Source organism: Bacillus sp. 16GRE42 (genome assembly GCF_019837435.1).
In the GTDB taxonomy this organism is placed as follows: Bacteria; Bacillota; Bacilli; order Bacillales; family Bacillaceae_G; genus Bacillus_A; species Bacillus_A wiedmannii.
On sequence record NZ_JADAXF010000003.1, the window covers coordinates 124,955 to 141,757 of the forward strand.

15 protein-coding genes and 2 other annotated features are annotated in these 16,803 nt (G+C 36.4%); of the genes, 12 read left to right on the forward strand and 3 right to left on the reverse strand.

The window, feature by feature from the left end; translation table 11 throughout:
- Positions 1-2: 2 nt before the first annotated feature.
- The 3 genes from ILS93_RS17300 to ILS93_RS17310 are packed head-to-tail and all read left to right on the forward strand — an operon-like array spanning position 3 to position 3,470.
- Positions 3-1,247, forward strand: a complete 1,245-nt coding sequence (locus tag ILS93_RS17300; RefSeq protein ID WP_222660984.1) for a copper resistance CopC/CopD family protein — start codon at positions 3-5, stop codon at positions 1,245-1,247.
- Positions 1,248-1,274: 27 nt separating this feature from the next.
- Positions 1,275-2,765: a sensor histidine kinase gene (locus ILS93_RS17305; protein ID WP_064476436.1), complete on the forward strand. Its 1,491-nt coding sequence runs from the start codon at positions 1,275-1,277 to the stop codon at positions 2,763-2,765.
- Positions 2,766-2,780: 15 nt separating this feature from the next.
- Positions 2,781-3,470 (forward strand): response regulator transcription factor, encoded by a 690-nt coding sequence (locus ILS93_RS17310; protein WP_064476435.1) that lies wholly within the window; start codon positions 2,781-2,783, stop codon positions 3,468-3,470.
- 50 nt (positions 3,471-3,520) lie between these two features.
- On the opposite strand, the gene ILS93_RS17315 is transcribed toward ILS93_RS17310, so the two are convergent.
- A complete protein-coding gene (locus ILS93_RS17315; protein WP_064476434.1) occupies positions 3,521-4,279 on the reverse strand; it encodes an SDR family oxidoreductase in 759 nt (252 codons plus the stop codon).
- Positions 4,280-4,539: 260 nt separating this feature from the next.
- Positions 4,540-4,785: a binding site (T-box leader), on the forward strand.
- A 67-nt stretch (positions 4,786-4,852) separates the two neighbouring features.
- Positions 4,853-5,091 (forward strand) — a binding site (T-box leader).
- A gap of 152 nt (positions 5,092-5,243) precedes the next feature.
- Here ILS93_RS17315 and ilvE point away from each other — a divergent pair.
- The 6 genes from ilvE to ilvA are packed head-to-tail and all read left to right on the forward strand — an operon-like array spanning position 5,244 to position 12,141.
- Positions 5,244-6,143 carry a branched-chain-amino-acid transaminase gene (ilvE, locus tag ILS93_RS17320; protein WP_088048511.1) on the forward strand — a complete coding sequence of 300 codons (900 nt, stop codon included), beginning with the start codon at positions 5,244-5,246 and terminating at the stop codon, positions 6,141-6,143.
- Between the two features lie 22 nt (positions 6,144-6,165).
- The gene (gene ilvB, locus ILS93_RS17325) at positions 6,166-7,878 is read left to right on the forward strand and encodes an acetolactate synthase large subunit (RefSeq protein ID WP_064476432.1); all 1,713 of its coding nucleotides are present in this window, start codon (positions 6,166-6,168) and stop codon (positions 7,876-7,878) included.
- Positions 7,875-8,105, forward strand: a complete 231-nt coding sequence (locus tag ILS93_RS17330; RefSeq protein ID WP_064476431.1) for an ACT domain-containing protein — start codon at positions 7,875-7,877, stop codon at positions 8,103-8,105. Before ilvB ends, ILS93_RS17330 begins: the two co-directional genes overlap by 4 nt.
- A 14-nt stretch (positions 8,106-8,119) precedes the next feature.
- Positions 8,120-9,127 (forward strand): ketol-acid reductoisomerase, encoded by a 1,008-nt coding sequence (ilvC, locus tag ILS93_RS17335; RefSeq protein ID WP_064476430.1) that lies wholly within the window; start codon positions 8,120-8,122, stop codon positions 9,125-9,127.
- 46 nt (positions 9,128-9,173) lie between these two features.
- On the forward strand, positions 9,174-10,847 hold the full coding sequence (ilvD, locus tag ILS93_RS17340) for a dihydroxy-acid dehydratase (protein WP_064476429.1): 1,674 nt from the start codon (positions 9,174-9,176) through the stop codon (positions 10,845-10,847).
- A 31-nt stretch (positions 10,848-10,878) separates the two neighbouring features.
- Complete coding sequence (gene ilvA, locus ILS93_RS17345) at positions 10,879-12,141, forward strand: threonine ammonia-lyase IlvA (RefSeq protein WP_064476428.1); 1,263 nt, start codon at positions 10,879-10,881, stop codon at positions 12,139-12,141.
- Between the two features lie 80 nt (positions 12,142-12,221).
- Here the strand turns inward: ilvA and ILS93_RS17350 are convergent, their stop codons facing one another.
- Positions 12,222-12,449, reverse strand: coding sequence for a hypothetical protein (locus ILS93_RS17350; protein ID WP_033657814.1), 228 nt, complete (start codon positions 12,447-12,449; stop codon positions 12,222-12,224).
- Positions 12,450-12,501: 52 nt separating this feature from the next.
- Positions 12,502-13,602, reverse strand: a complete 1,101-nt coding sequence (locus tag ILS93_RS17355; protein WP_098111529.1) for a CapA family protein — start codon at positions 13,600-13,602, stop codon at positions 12,502-12,504.
- A 216-nt stretch (positions 13,603-13,818) separates the two neighbouring features.
- On the opposite strand from ILS93_RS17355, the gene ILS93_RS17360 reads away from it, so the two are divergent.
- The 3 genes from ILS93_RS17360 to ILS93_RS17370 all read left to right on the forward strand — a co-directional run bounded on the left by ILS93_RS17360 (position 13,819) and on the right by ILS93_RS17370 (position 16,787).
- Positions 13,819-14,535, forward strand: coding sequence for a DUF554 domain-containing protein (locus ILS93_RS17360; RefSeq protein ID WP_064476426.1), 717 nt, complete (start codon positions 13,819-13,821; stop codon positions 14,533-14,535).
- A gap of 18 nt (positions 14,536-14,553) precedes the next feature.
- On the forward strand, positions 14,554-15,405 hold the full coding sequence (locus tag ILS93_RS17365; RefSeq protein ID WP_222660986.1) for a GNAT family N-acetyltransferase: 852 nt from the start codon (positions 14,554-14,556) through the stop codon (positions 15,403-15,405).
- A 167-nt stretch (positions 15,406-15,572) separates the two neighbouring features.
- Positions 15,573-16,787, forward strand: coding sequence for a multidrug efflux MFS transporter (locus tag ILS93_RS17370; RefSeq protein ID WP_000179291.1), 1,215 nt, complete (start codon positions 15,573-15,575; stop codon positions 16,785-16,787).
- Positions 16,788-16,803: the final 16 nt, after the last annotated feature.

Sequence of the window (16,803 nt, forward strand, 5' to 3'; positions counted from 1 at the left end):
TCATGCTTTATAGAATGATAGTATTTATTTTAACAAGTGTAAGTATATTTTTATTTTCTCATAGTAGTGTATTTGCTCATACAAGTGTTGTAGGAGCCACCCCTAAAGAGGGGGAGGTTCTTACAGTACAACCGGAACAGATTATTCTTGAATTTAGTGAACCAGTTACAGGAAATGTAGTCAATATTGAACTGCTAGATCCAAGTGCAAAGAGAGTGCAAGTATCAAAGGTTGAAATATTAGATAACCCCAAAAAAATAAAAGTGAAATTACCAAACTTAAATAATGGTACTTACACAGTAAGGTGGTCTATGATTTCTGCAGACGGACATCCGAGTGAGGGAGGCTATCCCTTTTCAATTGGAGAAGAATTACAAACTAATGTAGTGGTAGAGGGAAATGCGAGTGGGAGTGGCTCAGTATTTTCAGATGTTATGATAGTAACACTACGCTATATTGTAGAGGGAATGATTTTAATTGGAGCAGGAGTAAAGTGGATCGATATGTTTGTAAAACGTTATAGATTACCTTCCATATTGCAAAGAATGAAGAATATGAAAAAGATTTTCTTCTCTATACTTGTAGTAGGATTAATAGCCGAATTAATAGTATATAAGTCAGTTATTCCGAAGGGAAGTTTACTTATTCATTCGCCATTTTCAGTTATTATTATGATTCAACTGCTATTATTAGTTCTTATGTCTTTACAGCATATGGGGAACGAATGGTATGCGCTAGTTTGGGGATTTCTTGTTGCGAGTTTTTCTTTCACAGGTCATGTATGGATTACGAATCCAAATTGGGCAGCAGTTATAATTAGAATGGTCCACGTTATGAGTATTGCAGTGTGGCTAGGAGCACTTATTTATTTAGCTCTTGTTATAGCGTGGACAACATTATACAAAATTACATTTGATCAAAAGCGTTTCCGTAAACATTTTAGTATTATTGCTGGTATTTCATTTATTCTAGCATTTCTTTCTGGGGAATTAATTGTGTTTTTACAGACGAGGAATTGGGTACTTTTTAATTTTAATTCAATATGGACGAACCTTTTAAATATAAAGATTCTTACTGTATGTATAATTACAATTGTAGCATGGAGACAAACGAAAACATGGGGTAACGATATTGGAACAGTTAATCGCCGTTTATTGCTCTTAGAAATTGTTCTAGCTATACTCGTATTATTAGCTGGTATTTGGATGAGTCAAGTTTCGTTTCCGGTGAATTCTGTAACAAGCTAAAATTATAATGTTCATAGGAGTTCTGTAATGTCAATCCGTATTAGATTGCTGTTGTCGTATGTTGCGATGGTAATTATTCCAATCGTTTTTTGCGGTATAGCAGTTATTTTAATTAGTGTTACTTTATTTGGTGATATTCGTATTGCAAAAGCAATCATTGGTCTTAATCAAAATAGTCATTCTCTCATTGATAAAGAGCAGGAGGGAGCTATTCGTACAAAAGAAGATGAAGATGATATTTTTAGTAGGTTGAAAATTCTTTCATCGTATGCTCCAGATAAATTGGAGGATATAAATTTTTTAAAGGAAACTGATAAAGAATTAAACGATAATCAAGCAGGATTACTAATTCGAAAAAATGATGAGCTTACATATTCATCCCCATATTTTAAAATCTCTTCGTTTGATAAATACCTACCCGCATTTGAAACGGAAGGACAAAGAAAGGGAATGGATGTGAAAATAGAGGGTAATTCTTTTTACTATAAGCAATTTGATTACTACGATGAAGAGAAGGATAAGGTTAGTATTTTTGTATTTGAGTATGTAAATCCTTTAGAAGAAATGATTAGAGAATTTTTCCCGTATTTCGTATTCTCTTTAATACTTGGGTTAATTATTACGAATGGAATATTAACATATTTTATATCACGGAGTATTATTAAACCATTGCATTCATTAAAGCAGGCAACGGAAAGAATTCAAAAGGGTGATTTAGATTTTCAAGTAAAGCCACTTGCGAAAGATGAAATAGGTGAATTAAGTTTATCGTTTGAAGAGATGCGTGGCAGGTTGAAGGAATCGGTCGAGTTGCAAATGCAATATGAAAAAAATCGTAAAGAGTTGCTTTCAAATATTTCTCATGATTTACGGACGCCAATTACGGCTATTAAAGGTTATGTACAAGGAATTAAAGAGGGTATCGCTCGAACTCCAGAACAATTAGATAAATATTTAACGATTATTTATCATAAAGTGTTTGATATGGATCAATTAATTGACGAGCTTTTTCTCTTTTCAAAACTTGATTTAAAAGAGGAACCGTTTCAATTTGAAGAGGTTGAAATTAATCAATACTTATCTGATTGTATAGAAGAACTACAGCTTGAATTACAAGATAAGGGAATTGCAGTGAGATGGGATGCTCAAAAGGATACTTCTATTTTGGTAAAAGGTGATCGTGAAAAATTACGACGCGTTATTACAAATATCATTTGGAATAGTGTGAAGTATATGGATAAAGAAGAGGGCTATATAGGAATTCGCATGACTGAATCTATTGATTATGTAACGATTTACATAAAAGATAATGGGGTAGGAATAGAAGAGAAGGCGTTGCCTCATATATTTGAAAGGTTTTATCGTGCAGATTATTCTAGAAATTCTAAAACAGGTGGAAGCGGACTTGGTTTGTCAATTGCACATCAGATTATCACACAACATGGTGGTGATATTTGGGTAGAAAGCAAAAAAGGTAAAGGAACGACGCTGGCATTTACATTACAAAAAATCAATTAGAAAAAGGAGAGCATCTTGAAAAGAATTTTAATTATTGAAGATGAAGCAATTATAGCAGAGTTAGAAAAGGATTATTTAGAGGTTGCTGGGTATACAGTAGATATTGATTACTCTGGCGAAAAAGGTTTACAAAGAGTTCTTCTGGAGGATTATGACTTGTTAATTTTAGACATAATGTTACCGGGAATAGATGGATATGAAATTTGTAAACAAGTTCGATTGAAAAAGGACATCCCAATACTTATGGTATCCGCAAAACAAGAGGAAATCGATAAAATTAAAGGGTTAGGTTTTGGAGCAGATGATTATATTATAAAACCGTTTAGCCCGAGTGAAATGGTGGCACGTGTAAATGCTCATCTAGCTCGTTATGATCGTTTAACAGGAAAACGAGAACAAATAAAAGATGAAATTCGTATTCGAGGATTGCTTATTGATAAATCGGCCCGACGTGTATTTGTAAATGGAACTGAGGTCATGCTAACAGGAAAAGAATTTGATTTATTAACTTGTATGGCAGAACATCCAAATCAAGTATTTAGTAAAGATCGTCTCTTTGAAACTGTATGGGGGATGGATGTAATTGGTGATGCAGCAACGGTTGCTGTACATGTGAAAAATATTCGTCACAAAATTGAACTCGATCCATTCGATAAATCATATATCGAGACAATTTGGGGAGTAGGGTATCGTTTTACACAATGAAAAAGGCCAGCAAAAGTGCTGGCCTTTTTTTGCGTAAGTAGATTAAGAAATTACAAACAAGATCCTCCGCTCACATCAATTAATTGTCCAGTAACCCAGCGGCTGTCTGGAGAAGCGAGAAATGCCGCGGTATCGGCAATATCTTCTACTTCACCTAAGCGATTAAAAGCGGAAATGGTAGTAGCGTACTGTTTCATCATTGGGTCGCTCAAGAGTTCCGCATTCATATCTGTTTTAATAAATCCAGGAAGTATTGCATTCACTGTTATTCCTCGTGCTCCGAGCTGTTTTGCTAGTGTGAAAGTCATCGTATTAATAGCGCCTTTCGTCATACTATATGCAACGAAATCAGGTAAAGAAATACGAGTGGCAGCGGATGAAATATTAATAATTCGGCTATTGTCACGTAAACGAGATAGAGCTTGTTGGATGATAAAGAATGGTGCTTTTGCATTTACTGAAACCATTCTATCAAAAAATTGTTCAGTCGTTTCTTCAATAAAAGCACCAGGACCAATTCCAGCGTTGTTTATTAAAATATCGAATTTAGTACTACCAGTTCTTTTTTGTAATTCGTTATCTAAAGAACTATAAAGGGTTTCTACACCATGTAAAGATTCAAGGTTTGCACCGATAGAAAAAGCAGATCCGCCATTTGATTGAATTTCATAAACAGTTTCTTCAGCATCTTCTTTTCGATTTCCGTAATGAATAGCAACTAATGCACCGTCGTTTGCTAAACGTTTTGCAATAGCACGTCCAATTCCTCGGCTTGCTCCTGTAACTAATGCCACTTTTCCTTTTAACATAGTTTTCTCATCTCCTCAAAAAATTTTATATGTTATTAAGTTGTTTTTCTTTATGTAGTAATGCGAACATACTTAAGTAATATATGAGTATGTGTAAGAAGTTCATTCCGATTTTGTTTTGAGAAAAAATAAATAAACTTCTCTTGAATTGATTGAATTTTATTTTTTTTCGGAAAAACATGTTGACAATGAAAAGAACAACGTCCTATAATACGTTTAACAAATAAAAGTTAATTAAGAATTTTCCAACTTCATATGTTACATATGCAAAGAAGAGGAAAGTAGATGGTTATGATCGTTTCAGAGAGCTGCTCCTAGGCTGTGAGAGTAGTAACAATCGAATCATTGAAGATCACCTCGGAGCATCGCTTGCGAAAGGGAAACTGAGTAGAGGGCGACGGCATCGTCTCCGATAAAAGGACGGGGGTCTAATTGGACCTACAAAGCTTATATTTCGCGAGAAGTATAAGGAAGCTGAGTGGTACCGCGAAACTCTCGCCTCAGCAATCAAAGCTACTAAATTGTAGTAGTTGATTGCTGAGGCGAGAGTTTTTGTTTTAAAAAATCGAATAAGAGAATGCGTAGAAGAGGAGAGTAAATGATAAAAATTGTTTCAGAGAGCCGCCTAGAAGCTGTGAGGGCGGTAACAATTTCATCATTGAAGATCACCTCGGAGCACTACTTTTGAAACTAGTAAAAAGTAGCGGAGTTGTTTCCGATAGAAAAACAAAAGTCTAATTGGACTTGCAGAGCTTATATTTCGTGAGAAGTGTAAGGAAGCTGAGTGGTACCACGATTCCCTCGTCTCAGCAATGGATTGCTACAAGTATGTATGTAATCGATTGTTGAGACGAGTATATTTTTAAGGTTTATATACTGAATATTCTGTTAAAAATACTCATCTCAGCAATCGATATAGAAATAGATTGCAAAAATAGAGAGAAAAAAAGAGGAGCGATGTGAGATGGGAAACCAGTACATTTATATGAATGGGGAATTTGTAGAAAAGGAAAAGGCAGTTGTTTCAGTATATGATCACGGTTTTTTATACGGAGACGGTGTATTTGAAGGAATTCGTAGTTACGGTGGAAATGTATTTTGTTTAAAAGAACATGTAAAACGATTATATGAATCGGCAAAATCTATTTTACTTACAATCCCATTGACGGTTGAAGAAATGGAAGAAGCGGTTTTACAAACGTTGCAAAAAAATGAGTATGCGGATGCTTACATTCGTTTAATTGTTTCACGAGGAAAAGGTGACTTAGGGCTCGACCCTAGAAGTTGTGTGAAACCGAGCGTTATTATCATTGCAGAACAATTAAAGTTATTCCCTCAGGAATTTTACGATAATGGATTAAGCGTTGTATCTGTTGCATCAAGACGTAATACGCCAGATGCACTAGATCCACGCATTAAGTCAATGAACTACTTAAATAACGTACTTGTAAAAATTGAAGCGGCGCAAGCAGGAGTGCTAGAGGCACTTATGTTAAATCAACAAGGATATGTTTGTGAAGGATCTGGAGATAATGTTTTCGTTGTGAAAGATGGAAAAGTGTTAACACCTCCTTCTTATTTAGGAGCGCTAGAAGGTATTACGAGAAATAGTGTTATCGAGCTATGTGAGCGACTTAATATTCGGTGTGAGGAAAGACCGTTTACTCGTCATGACGTATATGTAGCTGATGAAGTGTTTTTAACAGGAACGGCAGCAGAATTAATTCCGGTTGTAAAAGTTGATTCAAGAGAAATAGGAGATGGGAGACCGGGAAGTGTAACGAAACAATTGACAGAGGAATTTAAAAAGTTAACGAGAGAAAGAGGGGTACGTGTTCCAGGACTGGCGGAGAGCTTACTGTAGATAGGGAGAGGAGTTAATTAAAATGGAGCAGCATACAACATGTGAGAAATTACAGTGTGAAAATGTGACAGGTGCCGGACACGTTATTCAATGTTTGAAAAATTTAGGTGTAACGACTGTTTTCGGTTATCCGGGCGGAGCGATTTTGCCAGTATACGATGCGTTATACGGAAGTGGTTTGAAGCACGTTTTAACTCGTCATGAACAAGCTGCCATTCATGCGGCAGAAGGGTATGCGAGAGCTTCTGGAAATGTCGGGGTGGTCTTTGCTACCTCTGGACCAGGGGCGACAAATTTAGTTACGGGTTTAGCAGATGCTTATATGGATTCGATTCCTTTAGTTGTTATTACAGGGCAAGTTGCAAAACCTCTCATCGGAAAAGACGGATTTCAAGAAGCAGATGTTATCGGGATTACAGTACCTGTTACGAAGCATAATTACCAAGTTCGTGATGTGAATCATTTATCACGTATTGTACAAGAAGCTTTTTATATCGCCGAAAGCGGGCGACCGGGACCAGTATTAATTGATATTCCAAAAGATGTTCAAAATGAAAATGTAACAAATTTTTATAATGAAGTAATTGAGATTCCAGGATACAAAATAGAGCCTATGCCAGACAGTAGGAAGCTTAGAGAGGTGGCTAAAGAAATTTCAAAAGCAAAACGCCCACTTCTTTATATCGGCGGAGGTGTCATTCATGCAGGTGGATCAGATGAACTCATCCAGTTTGCGAGGGAGAATCGTATTCCTGTCGTTTCCACTTTAATGGGAATAGGTGCATATCCGCCGGGAGATTCGTTATTTTTAGGAATGCTCGGCATGCATGGAACGTACGCTGCAAATATGGCAGTAACAGAATGTGATTTATTACTTGCGTTAGGTGTTCGCTTCGATGATCGTGTAACAGGAAAATTAGAACTCTTTTCTCCGCATTCGAAAAAGGTACATATTGATATAGATCCTGCGGAGTTCCATAAAAATGTAACTGTGGAATATCCGATTGTTGGAGATGTGAAAAAAGCATTACACATGTTGTTACATATGCCGATTAATACACAAACAAAAGAATGGCTTACGAAAATCGAGGAGTGGAAAGAGGAATATCCTCTTTCTTACAATCAAAAAGAATGTGAGTTGAAACCACAGCATGTTATTAGCCTAGTAAGTGAATTAACGAACGGTGAAGCGATTGTTACGACAGAAGTAGGACAACATCAAATGTGGGCTGCGCATTTTTATAAAGCGAAAAACCCACGGACTTTTCTAACATCTGGCGGACTAGGAACGATGGGGTTTGGTTTCCCGGCGGCAATTGGTGCTCAGCTTGCAAAAGAAGAAGAACTCGTCATTTGTATTGCAGGCGATGCTTCTTTTCAAATGAACATTCAAGAACTACAAACAATTGCTGAAAATAATATTCCTGTAAAAGTATTTATTATAAATAACAAATTTTTAGGGATGGTAAGGCAATGGCAAGAAATGTTTTATGAAAATCGTTTATCAGAGTCAAAAATCGGATCGCCAGATTTTGTGAAAGTGGCAGAAGCTTATGGAGTGAAGGGATTAAGAGCGACGAATTCAACCGAGGCGAAACAAGTGATGTTAGAAGCAATTGCTCATGAAGGTCCTGTCGTAGTTGATTTTTGTGTAGAAGAAGGTGAAAACGTATTTCCAATGGTTCCGCCAAACAAAGGGAATAACGAAATGATTATGAAGAGGTGGGAAGAATGAGCCATACTTTTTCACTCATTATTCATAACGAGCCAAGCGTCTTATTACGTATAAGTGGGATTTTTGCTCGGCGTGGTTATTATATTTCTTCTTTACATTTAAACGAAAGAGATACTAGTGGTGTTTCTGAAATGAAACTCACAGCAGTTTGTACTGAAAATGAAGCGACATTACTTGTTGATCAGTTGAAAAAATTAATTGATGTACTGCAAGTAAATAAATTATAGGGAGTGTATGGAATATGAAAACGTATTATGAGAAAGATGCAAATTTAGAGTTATTACAAGGGAAAACAATTGCGGTAATTGGTTATGGATCTCAAGGTCATGCGCAGGCACAAAATTTACGTAATTCTGGTGTGGAAGTTGTAGTTGGTGTTCGGCCTGGTAAGTCTTTTGAAGTAGCAAAAGCAGATGGATTTGAAGTAATGTCTGTTTCAGAAGCTGTTCGAACCGCGCAAGTTGTACAAATGCTATTGCCAGATGAACAGCAAGCACATGTGTATAAAGTAGAAGTAGAAGAGAATCTCCGTGAAGGACAAATGTTACTTTTCTCACATGGATTTAATATTCACTTCGGACAAATTAACCCGCCAAGTTACGTAGATGTAGCGATGGTCGCGCCAAAAAGTCCAGGTCATCTCGTTCGGCGTGTATTTCAAGAAGGAAATGGTGTTCCGGCATTAGTAGCAGTACATCAAGATGCAACAGGAACAGCATTAAGTTTAGCTCTTGCGTATGCAAAAGGTGTAGGCTGTACACGTGCAGGCGTAATTGAAACGACATTCCAAGAAGAAACAGAGACGGATTTATTCGGTGAGCAAGCAGTGCTTTGCGGCGGGGTAACGGCACTTGTGAAAGCTGGTTTTGAAACATTAACAGAAGGCGGATATCGTCCTGAAATTGCATACTTTGAATGTTTACATGAATTAAAGTTAATTGTTGATTTAATGTACGAAGGTGGTTTAACGAACATGCGCCATTCTATTTCCGATACGGCAGAGTTCGGAGATTATGTAACAGGGTCGAGAATTGTTACAGATGAAACAAAGAAAGAAATGAAACGAGTACTTACAGAAATTCAGCAAGGTGAATTCGCGAAGAAGTGGATTTTAGAAAATCAAGCTGGGCGACCAACGTATAATGCGATGAAAAAAGCAGAACAAAATCATCAGTTAGAAAAAGTAGGAGCAGAGCTTCGTGAAATGATGAGCTGGATTCACGCACCGAAAGAATTAGTAAAGAAATAGAATAAGAGATTATAAGTGAAAAATACGTAAGAGGGGATTTGACAAGATGAGAAGTGACATGATTAAAAAAGGTTTTGATAAAGCGCCGCACCGTAGTTTATTAAAAGCAACTGGTTTGAAAGATGAAGATTTTGATAAACCGTTTATAGCTATCTGTAATTCTTTTATTGAAATTATTCCAGGTCATAAGCACTTAAATGAGTTTGGGAAACTTGTTAAAGAAGCAGTGCGTGCAGCAGGTATGGTTCCATTTGAATTTAATACAATTGGAGTAGATGACGGTATTGCGATGGGGCATATCGGTATGCGTTATTCGCTTCCGAGTCGTGAAATCATAGCAGATTCAGTAGAAACGGTTGTAAATGCACATTGGTTTGATGGTATGATTTGTATTCCAAACTGTGACAAAATCACACCCGGTATGATGATGGCTGCACTTCGTATTAACATTCCAACTGTATTCGTTTCAGGTGGTCCGATGGCGGCTGGAAAAACATCTAAAGGAGAAGTTGTCGATTTAAGTTCTGTTTTTGAAGGAGTAGGAGCTTATCAATCTGGTAAAATTTCAGAAGAAGAATTAAAGGATATTGAAGATCATGGCTGTCCATCTTGTGGTTCTTGTTCCGGTATGTTTACAGCGAACTCTATGAACTGTTTATGTGAAGTATTAGGTTTAGCTCTTCCGGGTAACGGAAGTATTTTAGCCATCGATCCAAGACGCGAAGAATTAATTAAACAAGCAGCAGAGAAATTAAAGATTTTAATTGAAAGAGATATTAAACCGCGAGACATTGTAACGGAAGAAGCAATTGATGATGCGTTCGCACTTGATATGGCGATGGGCGGTTCAACAAATACAGTGTTGCACACATTGGCGCTCGCGCAAGAGGCTGGATTAGATTACGATATGAACCGCATTGATGCCGTTTCAAGACGTGTACCACATTTATGTAAAGTAAGCCCTGCTTCCAATTGGCATATGGAAGATATTGATCGAGCGGGCGGGATTAGTGCAATTTTGAAAGAGATGAGCCGAAAAGAAGGGGTACTTCATCTAGACCGAATAACGGCTACTGGGCAGACGTTAAGAGAAAACATTGCTCATGCAGAGATTAAAGATAAGGAAGTTATTCATTCTCTCGAAAACCCTCATAGTGAAGAAGGGGGATTACGTATATTAAAAGGAAACCTTGCGAAAGATGGGGCAGTTATTAAAAGTGGGGCAACAGAAGTAAAACGATTTGAAGGACCTTGCGTTATTTTTAATTCACAAGATGAGGCGCTTGCGGGCATTATGCTTGGAAAGGTTAAGAAAGGCGATGTAGTTGTTATTCGCTATGAAGGACCAAGAGGCGGCCCTGGTATGCCGGAAATGTTAGCACCAACATCAGCGATTGCTGGTATGGGATTAGGTGCAGATGTTGCGCTATTAACGGATGGTCGTTTTTCTGGAGCTTCACGTGGTATTTCGGTAGGGCATATTTCGCCAGAAGCAGCTGCGGGCGGAACGATTGCACTTCTCAAGCAAGGGGATATCGTTTGTATCGATGTTGAGGAAAGATTGTTAGAAGTAAGAGTTAGTGATGAAGAATTAGATAAGCGTAAAAAAGAATGGAAACGACCAGAACCGAAAGTGAAAACTGGCTGGCTTGGACGTTATGCACAGATGGTAACATCGGCGAATACAGGTGCAGTTCTAAAAATCCCGAATTTTGATTGAGCCAATTTAAAAGAGATAAGGATGATATGAAATGGTGCAGAAGGTAAAGGAGAGAGTGAAAATTGAAGATATCTTAATGGCTCATAATTGCATGAAAGATATCGTTATTAAAACACCGTTACAACGTGATACAGTTTTATCTGAGAAATATGATTGTGACGTTTATGTAAAAAGAGAAGACTTACAATTAATTCGCTCTTTCAAAATCCGTGGTGCGTACAATTTAATTCAAAGTTTATCGAAAGAACAATTACAAAACGGTGTTGTTTGTGCAAGTGCAGGTAATCATGCACAAGGAGTTGCTTATACGTGCAATTTATTGAAGATTCCGTCAAAAATCTTCATGCCAACAACGACGCCTAAACAAAAAGTATCGCAAGTACAATTTTTCGGTGGTGATTTTGCAGAAATTGTATTAGTTGGTGATACATTTGATAGCTCTTTCCAAGAAGCGCAGCGCTATTGTGAGGATAATAGAATGACGTTTGTTCATCCGTTCGATGATTCGTATGTTATTGCTGGTCAAGGAACAGTGGCAGTTGAAATTATGCATGATATGGAGAAACCAGTTGATTATATCTTTACAGCAATCGGCGGTGGTGGATTAGCATCAGGTGTTGGTACATATGTTAAAGGTGTTAGTCCTGCTACAAAGATCATTGGTGTAGAGCCAATGGGAGCTGCATCTATGAAAGAGGCTTTTCTTCAAAATGAAAATGTCGCATTGGAGAAAATAGATAGTTTTGTTGATGGGGCAGCTGTTAAAAAGGTAGGGAAGTTAACATTTGAAACTTGTAAAGATGTAATTGATGATATTGTTTTAGTACCAGAAGGAAAGGTTTGTACGACGATTTTAGAACTGTATAAGAAAAATGCAATTGTAGCTGAACCGGCTGGTGCACTATCTATTGCAGCGCTTGATTTATATAGAGATGAAATAAAAGGTAAAACAGTTGTATGTACGCTAAGTGGTGGAAATAATGATATTGATAGAATGCAAGAAATGAAAGAACGTTCGCTCATTTACGAAGGGTTAAAGCATTATTTTATCATTGAATTCCCGCAGCGTTCAGGTGCGCTAAGAGAATTTCTTGATAAAGGGTTAGGGCCAGAAGATGATATTACGCGCTTTGAGTATATTAAGAAGCATAATAAAGAAAATGGCCCAGCACTAGTCGGAGTAGAGTTAAAACATAAAGAGGATTATGAGCAATTAATTACTCGTTTTAAAGAAAATAATATTCAATTTATGGAGCTTAATAAAAATCCTGTTTTGTTTGATTTACTTATTTAATAGAAGGAAAGAGTTAGCACCCAAATAAAAAAGATAGATACAAGCGGGGAAATATAATGCTTGTTCTATCTTTTTTAAAGTTAAACTAGATACTCATTAAATTCAAGAAGAATAAAGCTAGCTAACCAAAAAAATATCGCAATGCGAATAATTACATACATTGTAAATTCAAAGGGAGTAAGATTTCGCTCTCGCTTTATTTTTTTAAATAGTCTCACAGAATAAAAGGAACATAAAAGTAGGATTGCTATAGACATTTTATAGATGTTTTCTAAGAGGTTTATATTTTCTAATAAGTCTTTTAGCATATTCATCACCTATCCTCTAATGTATGTTACAGAGAAATTTATCTTGCGCTGTCTAGTTGCGTTTATTTTTTATTTCCCCTGCTTCATCAATTTCTACGTCAGTTGAAATCGTTTGTAAATATTGTAGAGCTTTTTTCTTTTCTTCCTCATTTACAGGGGAAACTTGGTTGTTGCGAATGATGTAAGGATTGAATGACATTTGGACATCCTTTCCTTTAAAAGTTAAAGTTAATACGCCAGTTTCGGCGCTTTTCCCGCTCACATAACTTGGGAATAAAAAGTTTCCTAATGAGTAAGCGATAGGAACTTTATTATAATACTCAAATCCTTGTAGCCAATGTGGGTGACTTCCGACAATCGCGTCAGCTCCTGCTTCAACCATTTTAGGTACATATTGTTTTTGGTATTCTACCGGACGATTGGATTTTTCAACGCCCCAATGCATATAGACGATTAAATAGTCTGCATCTTTCTTTTGCTCTTTAATTGTTTTTGTTACAAGATTTAAATCATATCCGTTCGCAACGCCAGGTTTGTCACGAGCTACCCAATTCGTATCAGGCATAAATCGAACGAAGGAAAGAAATTTGAACTTTTTCCCTTTTACAGTAATTTCTCGTGCGGTATAGGCATCCTTTTCATTCTTTCCGGCTCCAATGTATGGGAACTTTAATTTTTCTACGTGAGAAATCGTGTCTAATAATCCATCTTGCCCATAATCAAGTGTATGGTTATTCCCGATATTTACGATGTCATATCCAGTGTTTTTTATAGCTTGTAGTGTGGATGGATCACTTTTAATCCAAAATAGTTGCCCAGGTGCTTTTTTTTCTCTCGTTGTAAATGCTGACTCTAAATTAACGAAAGAAATATCAGCTTTTGTTATTTCTTCTTTTACATGTTGGAATGGATAATCAGCCCCGTTTTTTTCGATTACAGGACGTAATTGCCAATCGAACATAGTATCACCAGAGAAGGTGAGTGTAATTTCCTGATCTTCTATTTTCTTTTCACTTGTTGAAGCGGTTTTACTAGATTTGTTTTGCAAATCGGGTTTGTCTTTCGCTTTTGAAGTAAAAGAGTAGTTAATTAATAAAACAATTGGTGTAATGCAAAAGGCTATTAACAGAAATCGTTTTAGTAAAGTTTTCATAAATACCGTCCCTTTTGAGTTTATACCGCAATTTGTGGGCAGTAAAACTCGCGCTAGTTAAAGTTTCACTTTATGTATAACTACAAAAAATTGCGGTTTATGTAGTGAAAAACATTTGTTAATATTCTCAATATTAAGTTAACATATAGATAACCTGTAAATCAATGTATAAACCAAAATATAGAAATAAAGAATTCGAAGGGTGAAGAATGAGAAATGGTTATATTAGGAGCAGTTGTAAATGGGGTTTGTATTATATTTGGTACTTTACTAGGTAAATTATTTAGTAGAATTCCAGAAAGTATGAAGGGAACAATTATGCATGCAATCGGTTTAGCGGTTACTGTGCTTGGACTTCAAATGGCATTGAAAAGTGAAAATTTTCTTGTTGTCATACTAAGTTTAGTTATTGGTACCGTCATCGGGGAATGGCTACAATTAGAGGGGAAATTAAAACAGTTAGGAGATTGGCTAGAAAATAAAGTTGGATCGAAAGGGAAAGGGAGCATATCAGAAGGTTTTGTAACAGCTACTTTAATTTTTGCAATTGGTGCGATGGGGATACTTGGTGCACTCGACAGCGGGATTCGCGGCAATCATGATATTTTATTTACAAAGGCGATTATCGATGGATTTATTTCTATTATATTAACGACAACTTTAGGAATTGGTGTAGTATTTTCGGCGATTCCAGTTATTTTATACGAAGGAGGGATTGCGGTTTTTGCAACACAAATTAATAGTTTGGTCCCGAAAGAATTAATGAATCAATTTATAGTGGAAATGACAGCTACAGGTGGTATTATGATAGCCGCTATTGGATTGAACTTACTTGGTATTATTAAAATTAAAGTGGCAAATTTACTGCCAGGTATATTGGTAGTTGGAATAATTGTTTCACTTATTTATGGTTACGGTTTAATAGTAAAGTAATAGGGGGTGGAGATACATATGGAGGAGTATAAATTTACAAAACGTGTTCATAACATATTGAAGATTGCAGCAGAAGAGGCAGAAAGTAATATCATTCAACCAGCTCATCTGCTTATAGGCATGTGTAAAGAAGGTGCTGGAGTTTGCAGCGAGTTGTATATGTATTTGTTTCGTAACGTGGGTACGGATTTTTTAGAAAAACTTTCATTACGAAAACAATACGATTTAACGGATCAAGAGTATAAAAAAATAGGACAATATAAGGTATCTTATAAGGTGCTAGAAATTTTACAAATAGCGAAGAAATTTATGGAACGTTTTCAGCAAGTAATAATGAATGAAGGGCATGTTATATATGCACTATTTCGTGTAAATACGTTTATTGAAAATGCACAAATACAAAGAGATATATTACATATTATAGCTGAGCCAAGAGATTTAGCGGTTGATCTAAAATGTTTTGTTCCTACTTATAATGATTTAACTTGTACTGTTAGAAAGGCTAGCTCTTCTGATTTCGAAAAATTAGCAAGTTTTGTTGAGGCGGAATTTGGTGAACGTTGGCTGCATTCGATAGCGTATGGATTTCGTACATATAAAGATAATTTACCTATTTATATAGCAGAACAAGAAGAAGCGATAGTAGGCTTCGCTTGTTATGATGTAGTGAGAGGAAAGAAGGGATTGTTTGGTCCAATGGGCACAGCGAAACAAAATCGAGTGAAAGGTGTAGGGAAGCAATTGTTACATCGTTGTTTACATAGTATGAAGCAAGAAGGATATGAATACGTAATTATTGGACAAGCAGGTCCGATTGAGTTTTATGAGCGAAATTGTGATGCGCGTTTAATACCGTTAGAGAATAAGTAACCAACTCCATATAGGGGAGTTGGTTTTTTTATGAAAATAATGTAAAGATGTAGTGGTTTTTACTAGAAAATAGCGGGTTTTGTAGTAAATCTTACAAATAAAGCAAATTACTAAACTTTTTACAAGAAAGGGTGTAGAATGGGTATCTAAAGAAAGAAGGTGTGAAAATGGCCAGCTGGAAACGAAATTTAATGATTTGTTGGCTAGGTTGTTTTACCACTGCAGCCGGTATGAGTTTAGTAATTCCTTTTTTATCTTTTTATATTGAGGAATTAGGAGTAACTGGCACTTCTAGTATTGCACAGTGGTCGGGACTTGCATTTGGTATAACATTTTTAATGGGTGCGATCGTATCACCAATATGGGGAAAGCTGGGTGATATACATGGACGGAAATTGATGCTTATTCGTGCGAGCCTAGGTATGGCGATTATTATGACGCTTATGGGATTTGTAACGGATGTGTATCAATTAGTAGCACTAAGATTTTTAATGGGAGCAGTATCTGGTTTCCTTTCAACGGCGATGACATTTATTGCAGCAGAAACTCCGAAAGAACATTCAGGTTGGGCAATCTCCACAATTTCAACAGGTGGCGTGAGCGGTTCTTTACTTGGCCCATTACTTGGTGGTTATTTGTCTGAGTTAATTGGAATGCGCCATGTTTTTCTTGTTACAGGAGCTTTTTTATTCCTTTCTTTTCTCATCGTTTTTTTCTTCCTACATGAAGAGAATCACTCCGCTCAAGCAAAAAAAGTACAACAGAAAAAAGTATGGACGATGGTTCCAGCAAAGCATTTAATTATTAGTTTATTTGTAACAACATTTATTATTCAACTTGCGAACATGTCAATTCAACCTATTATTACATTGTATGTAAAGAATTTAGAAGGCCCAGGAACAGCTCATATTGAAATGATTGCAGGCGCAGTCATGTCTGCGACAGGTTTAGCGATTATTATGGCAGCTCCTAAGTTAGGTAGATTATCAGATCATATCGGTCCTCAAAAAACGTTAGTTGTAGCGTTGTTTGCTGCAGGAATTATTTTTATTCCGCAAGCATTTGTAACCTCAGCTTGGCAACTATTAATTCTTCGCTTTTTATTAGGTATTGCACAAGCAGGACTATTACCTTCCGTACAAACTCTACTAAAACAACATACACCAACCCATGTAACGGGAAGAATATTTGGGTATAATCAATCGTTTCAGTTTTTAGGAAATATGATTGGACCAGTACTTGGTGGACAAATTGCAGCACATGCGGGCTTCCAATATGTTTTCTTTTCTACTTCATCACTATTATTTATTGCGTGCATTTGGGTTTATTTTCACAATAAGAACGAAGAGGTATCAGAGAAACGACATTTGGAAGTTAGTTAACTAAGTGAATGAAAAA

What these genes read in the sequence shown, in the direction of transcription:
- ILS93_RS17330 (WP_064476431.1), top strand. Translation starts at nt 7,875, where the DNA reads ATGAGCCATACTTTTTCACTCATTATTCATAACGAGCCAAGCGTCTTA.
- ilvB (WP_064476432.1), top strand. Translation starts at nt 6,166, where the DNA reads ATGGAGCAGCATACAACATGTGAGAAATTACAGTGTGAAAATGTGACA.
- ILS93_RS17300 (WP_222660984.1), top strand. Translation starts at nt 3, where the DNA reads ATGCTTTATAGAATGATAGTATTTATTTTAACAAGTGTAAGTATATTT.
- ILS93_RS17355 (WP_098111529.1), bottom strand. Translation starts at nt 13,602, where the DNA reads ATGAAAACTTTACTAAAACGATTTCTGTTAATAGCCTTTTGCATTACA.
- ILS93_RS17350 (WP_033657814.1), bottom strand. Translation starts at nt 12,449, where the DNA reads ATGCTAAAAGACTTATTAGAAAATATAAACCTCTTAGAAAACATCTAT.
- ILS93_RS17370 (WP_000179291.1), top strand. Translation starts at nt 15,573, where the DNA reads ATGGCCAGCTGGAAACGAAATTTAATGATTTGTTGGCTAGGTTGTTTT.
- ilvC (WP_064476430.1), top strand. Translation starts at nt 8,120, where the DNA reads ATGAAAACGTATTATGAGAAAGATGCAAATTTAGAGTTATTACAAGGG.
- ILS93_RS17305 (WP_064476436.1), top strand. Translation starts at nt 1,275, where the DNA reads ATGTCAATCCGTATTAGATTGCTGTTGTCGTATGTTGCGATGGTAATT.
- ILS93_RS17315 (WP_064476434.1), bottom strand. Translation starts at nt 4,279, where the DNA reads ATGTTAAAAGGAAAAGTGGCATTAGTTACAGGAGCAAGCCGAGGAATT.
- ilvE (WP_088048511.1), top strand. Translation starts at nt 5,244, where the DNA reads ATGGGAAACCAGTACATTTATATGAATGGGGAATTTGTAGAAAAGGAA.
- ILS93_RS17365 (WP_222660986.1), top strand. Translation starts at nt 14,554, where the DNA reads ATGGAGGAGTATAAATTTACAAAACGTGTTCATAACATATTGAAGATT.
- ILS93_RS17360 (WP_064476426.1), top strand. Translation starts at nt 13,819, where the DNA reads ATGGTTATATTAGGAGCAGTTGTAAATGGGGTTTGTATTATATTTGGT.
- ilvA (WP_064476428.1), top strand. Translation starts at nt 10,879, where the DNA reads ATGGTGCAGAAGGTAAAGGAGAGAGTGAAAATTGAAGATATCTTAATG.
- ilvD (WP_064476429.1), top strand. Translation starts at nt 9,174, where the DNA reads ATGAGAAGTGACATGATTAAAAAAGGTTTTGATAAAGCGCCGCACCGT.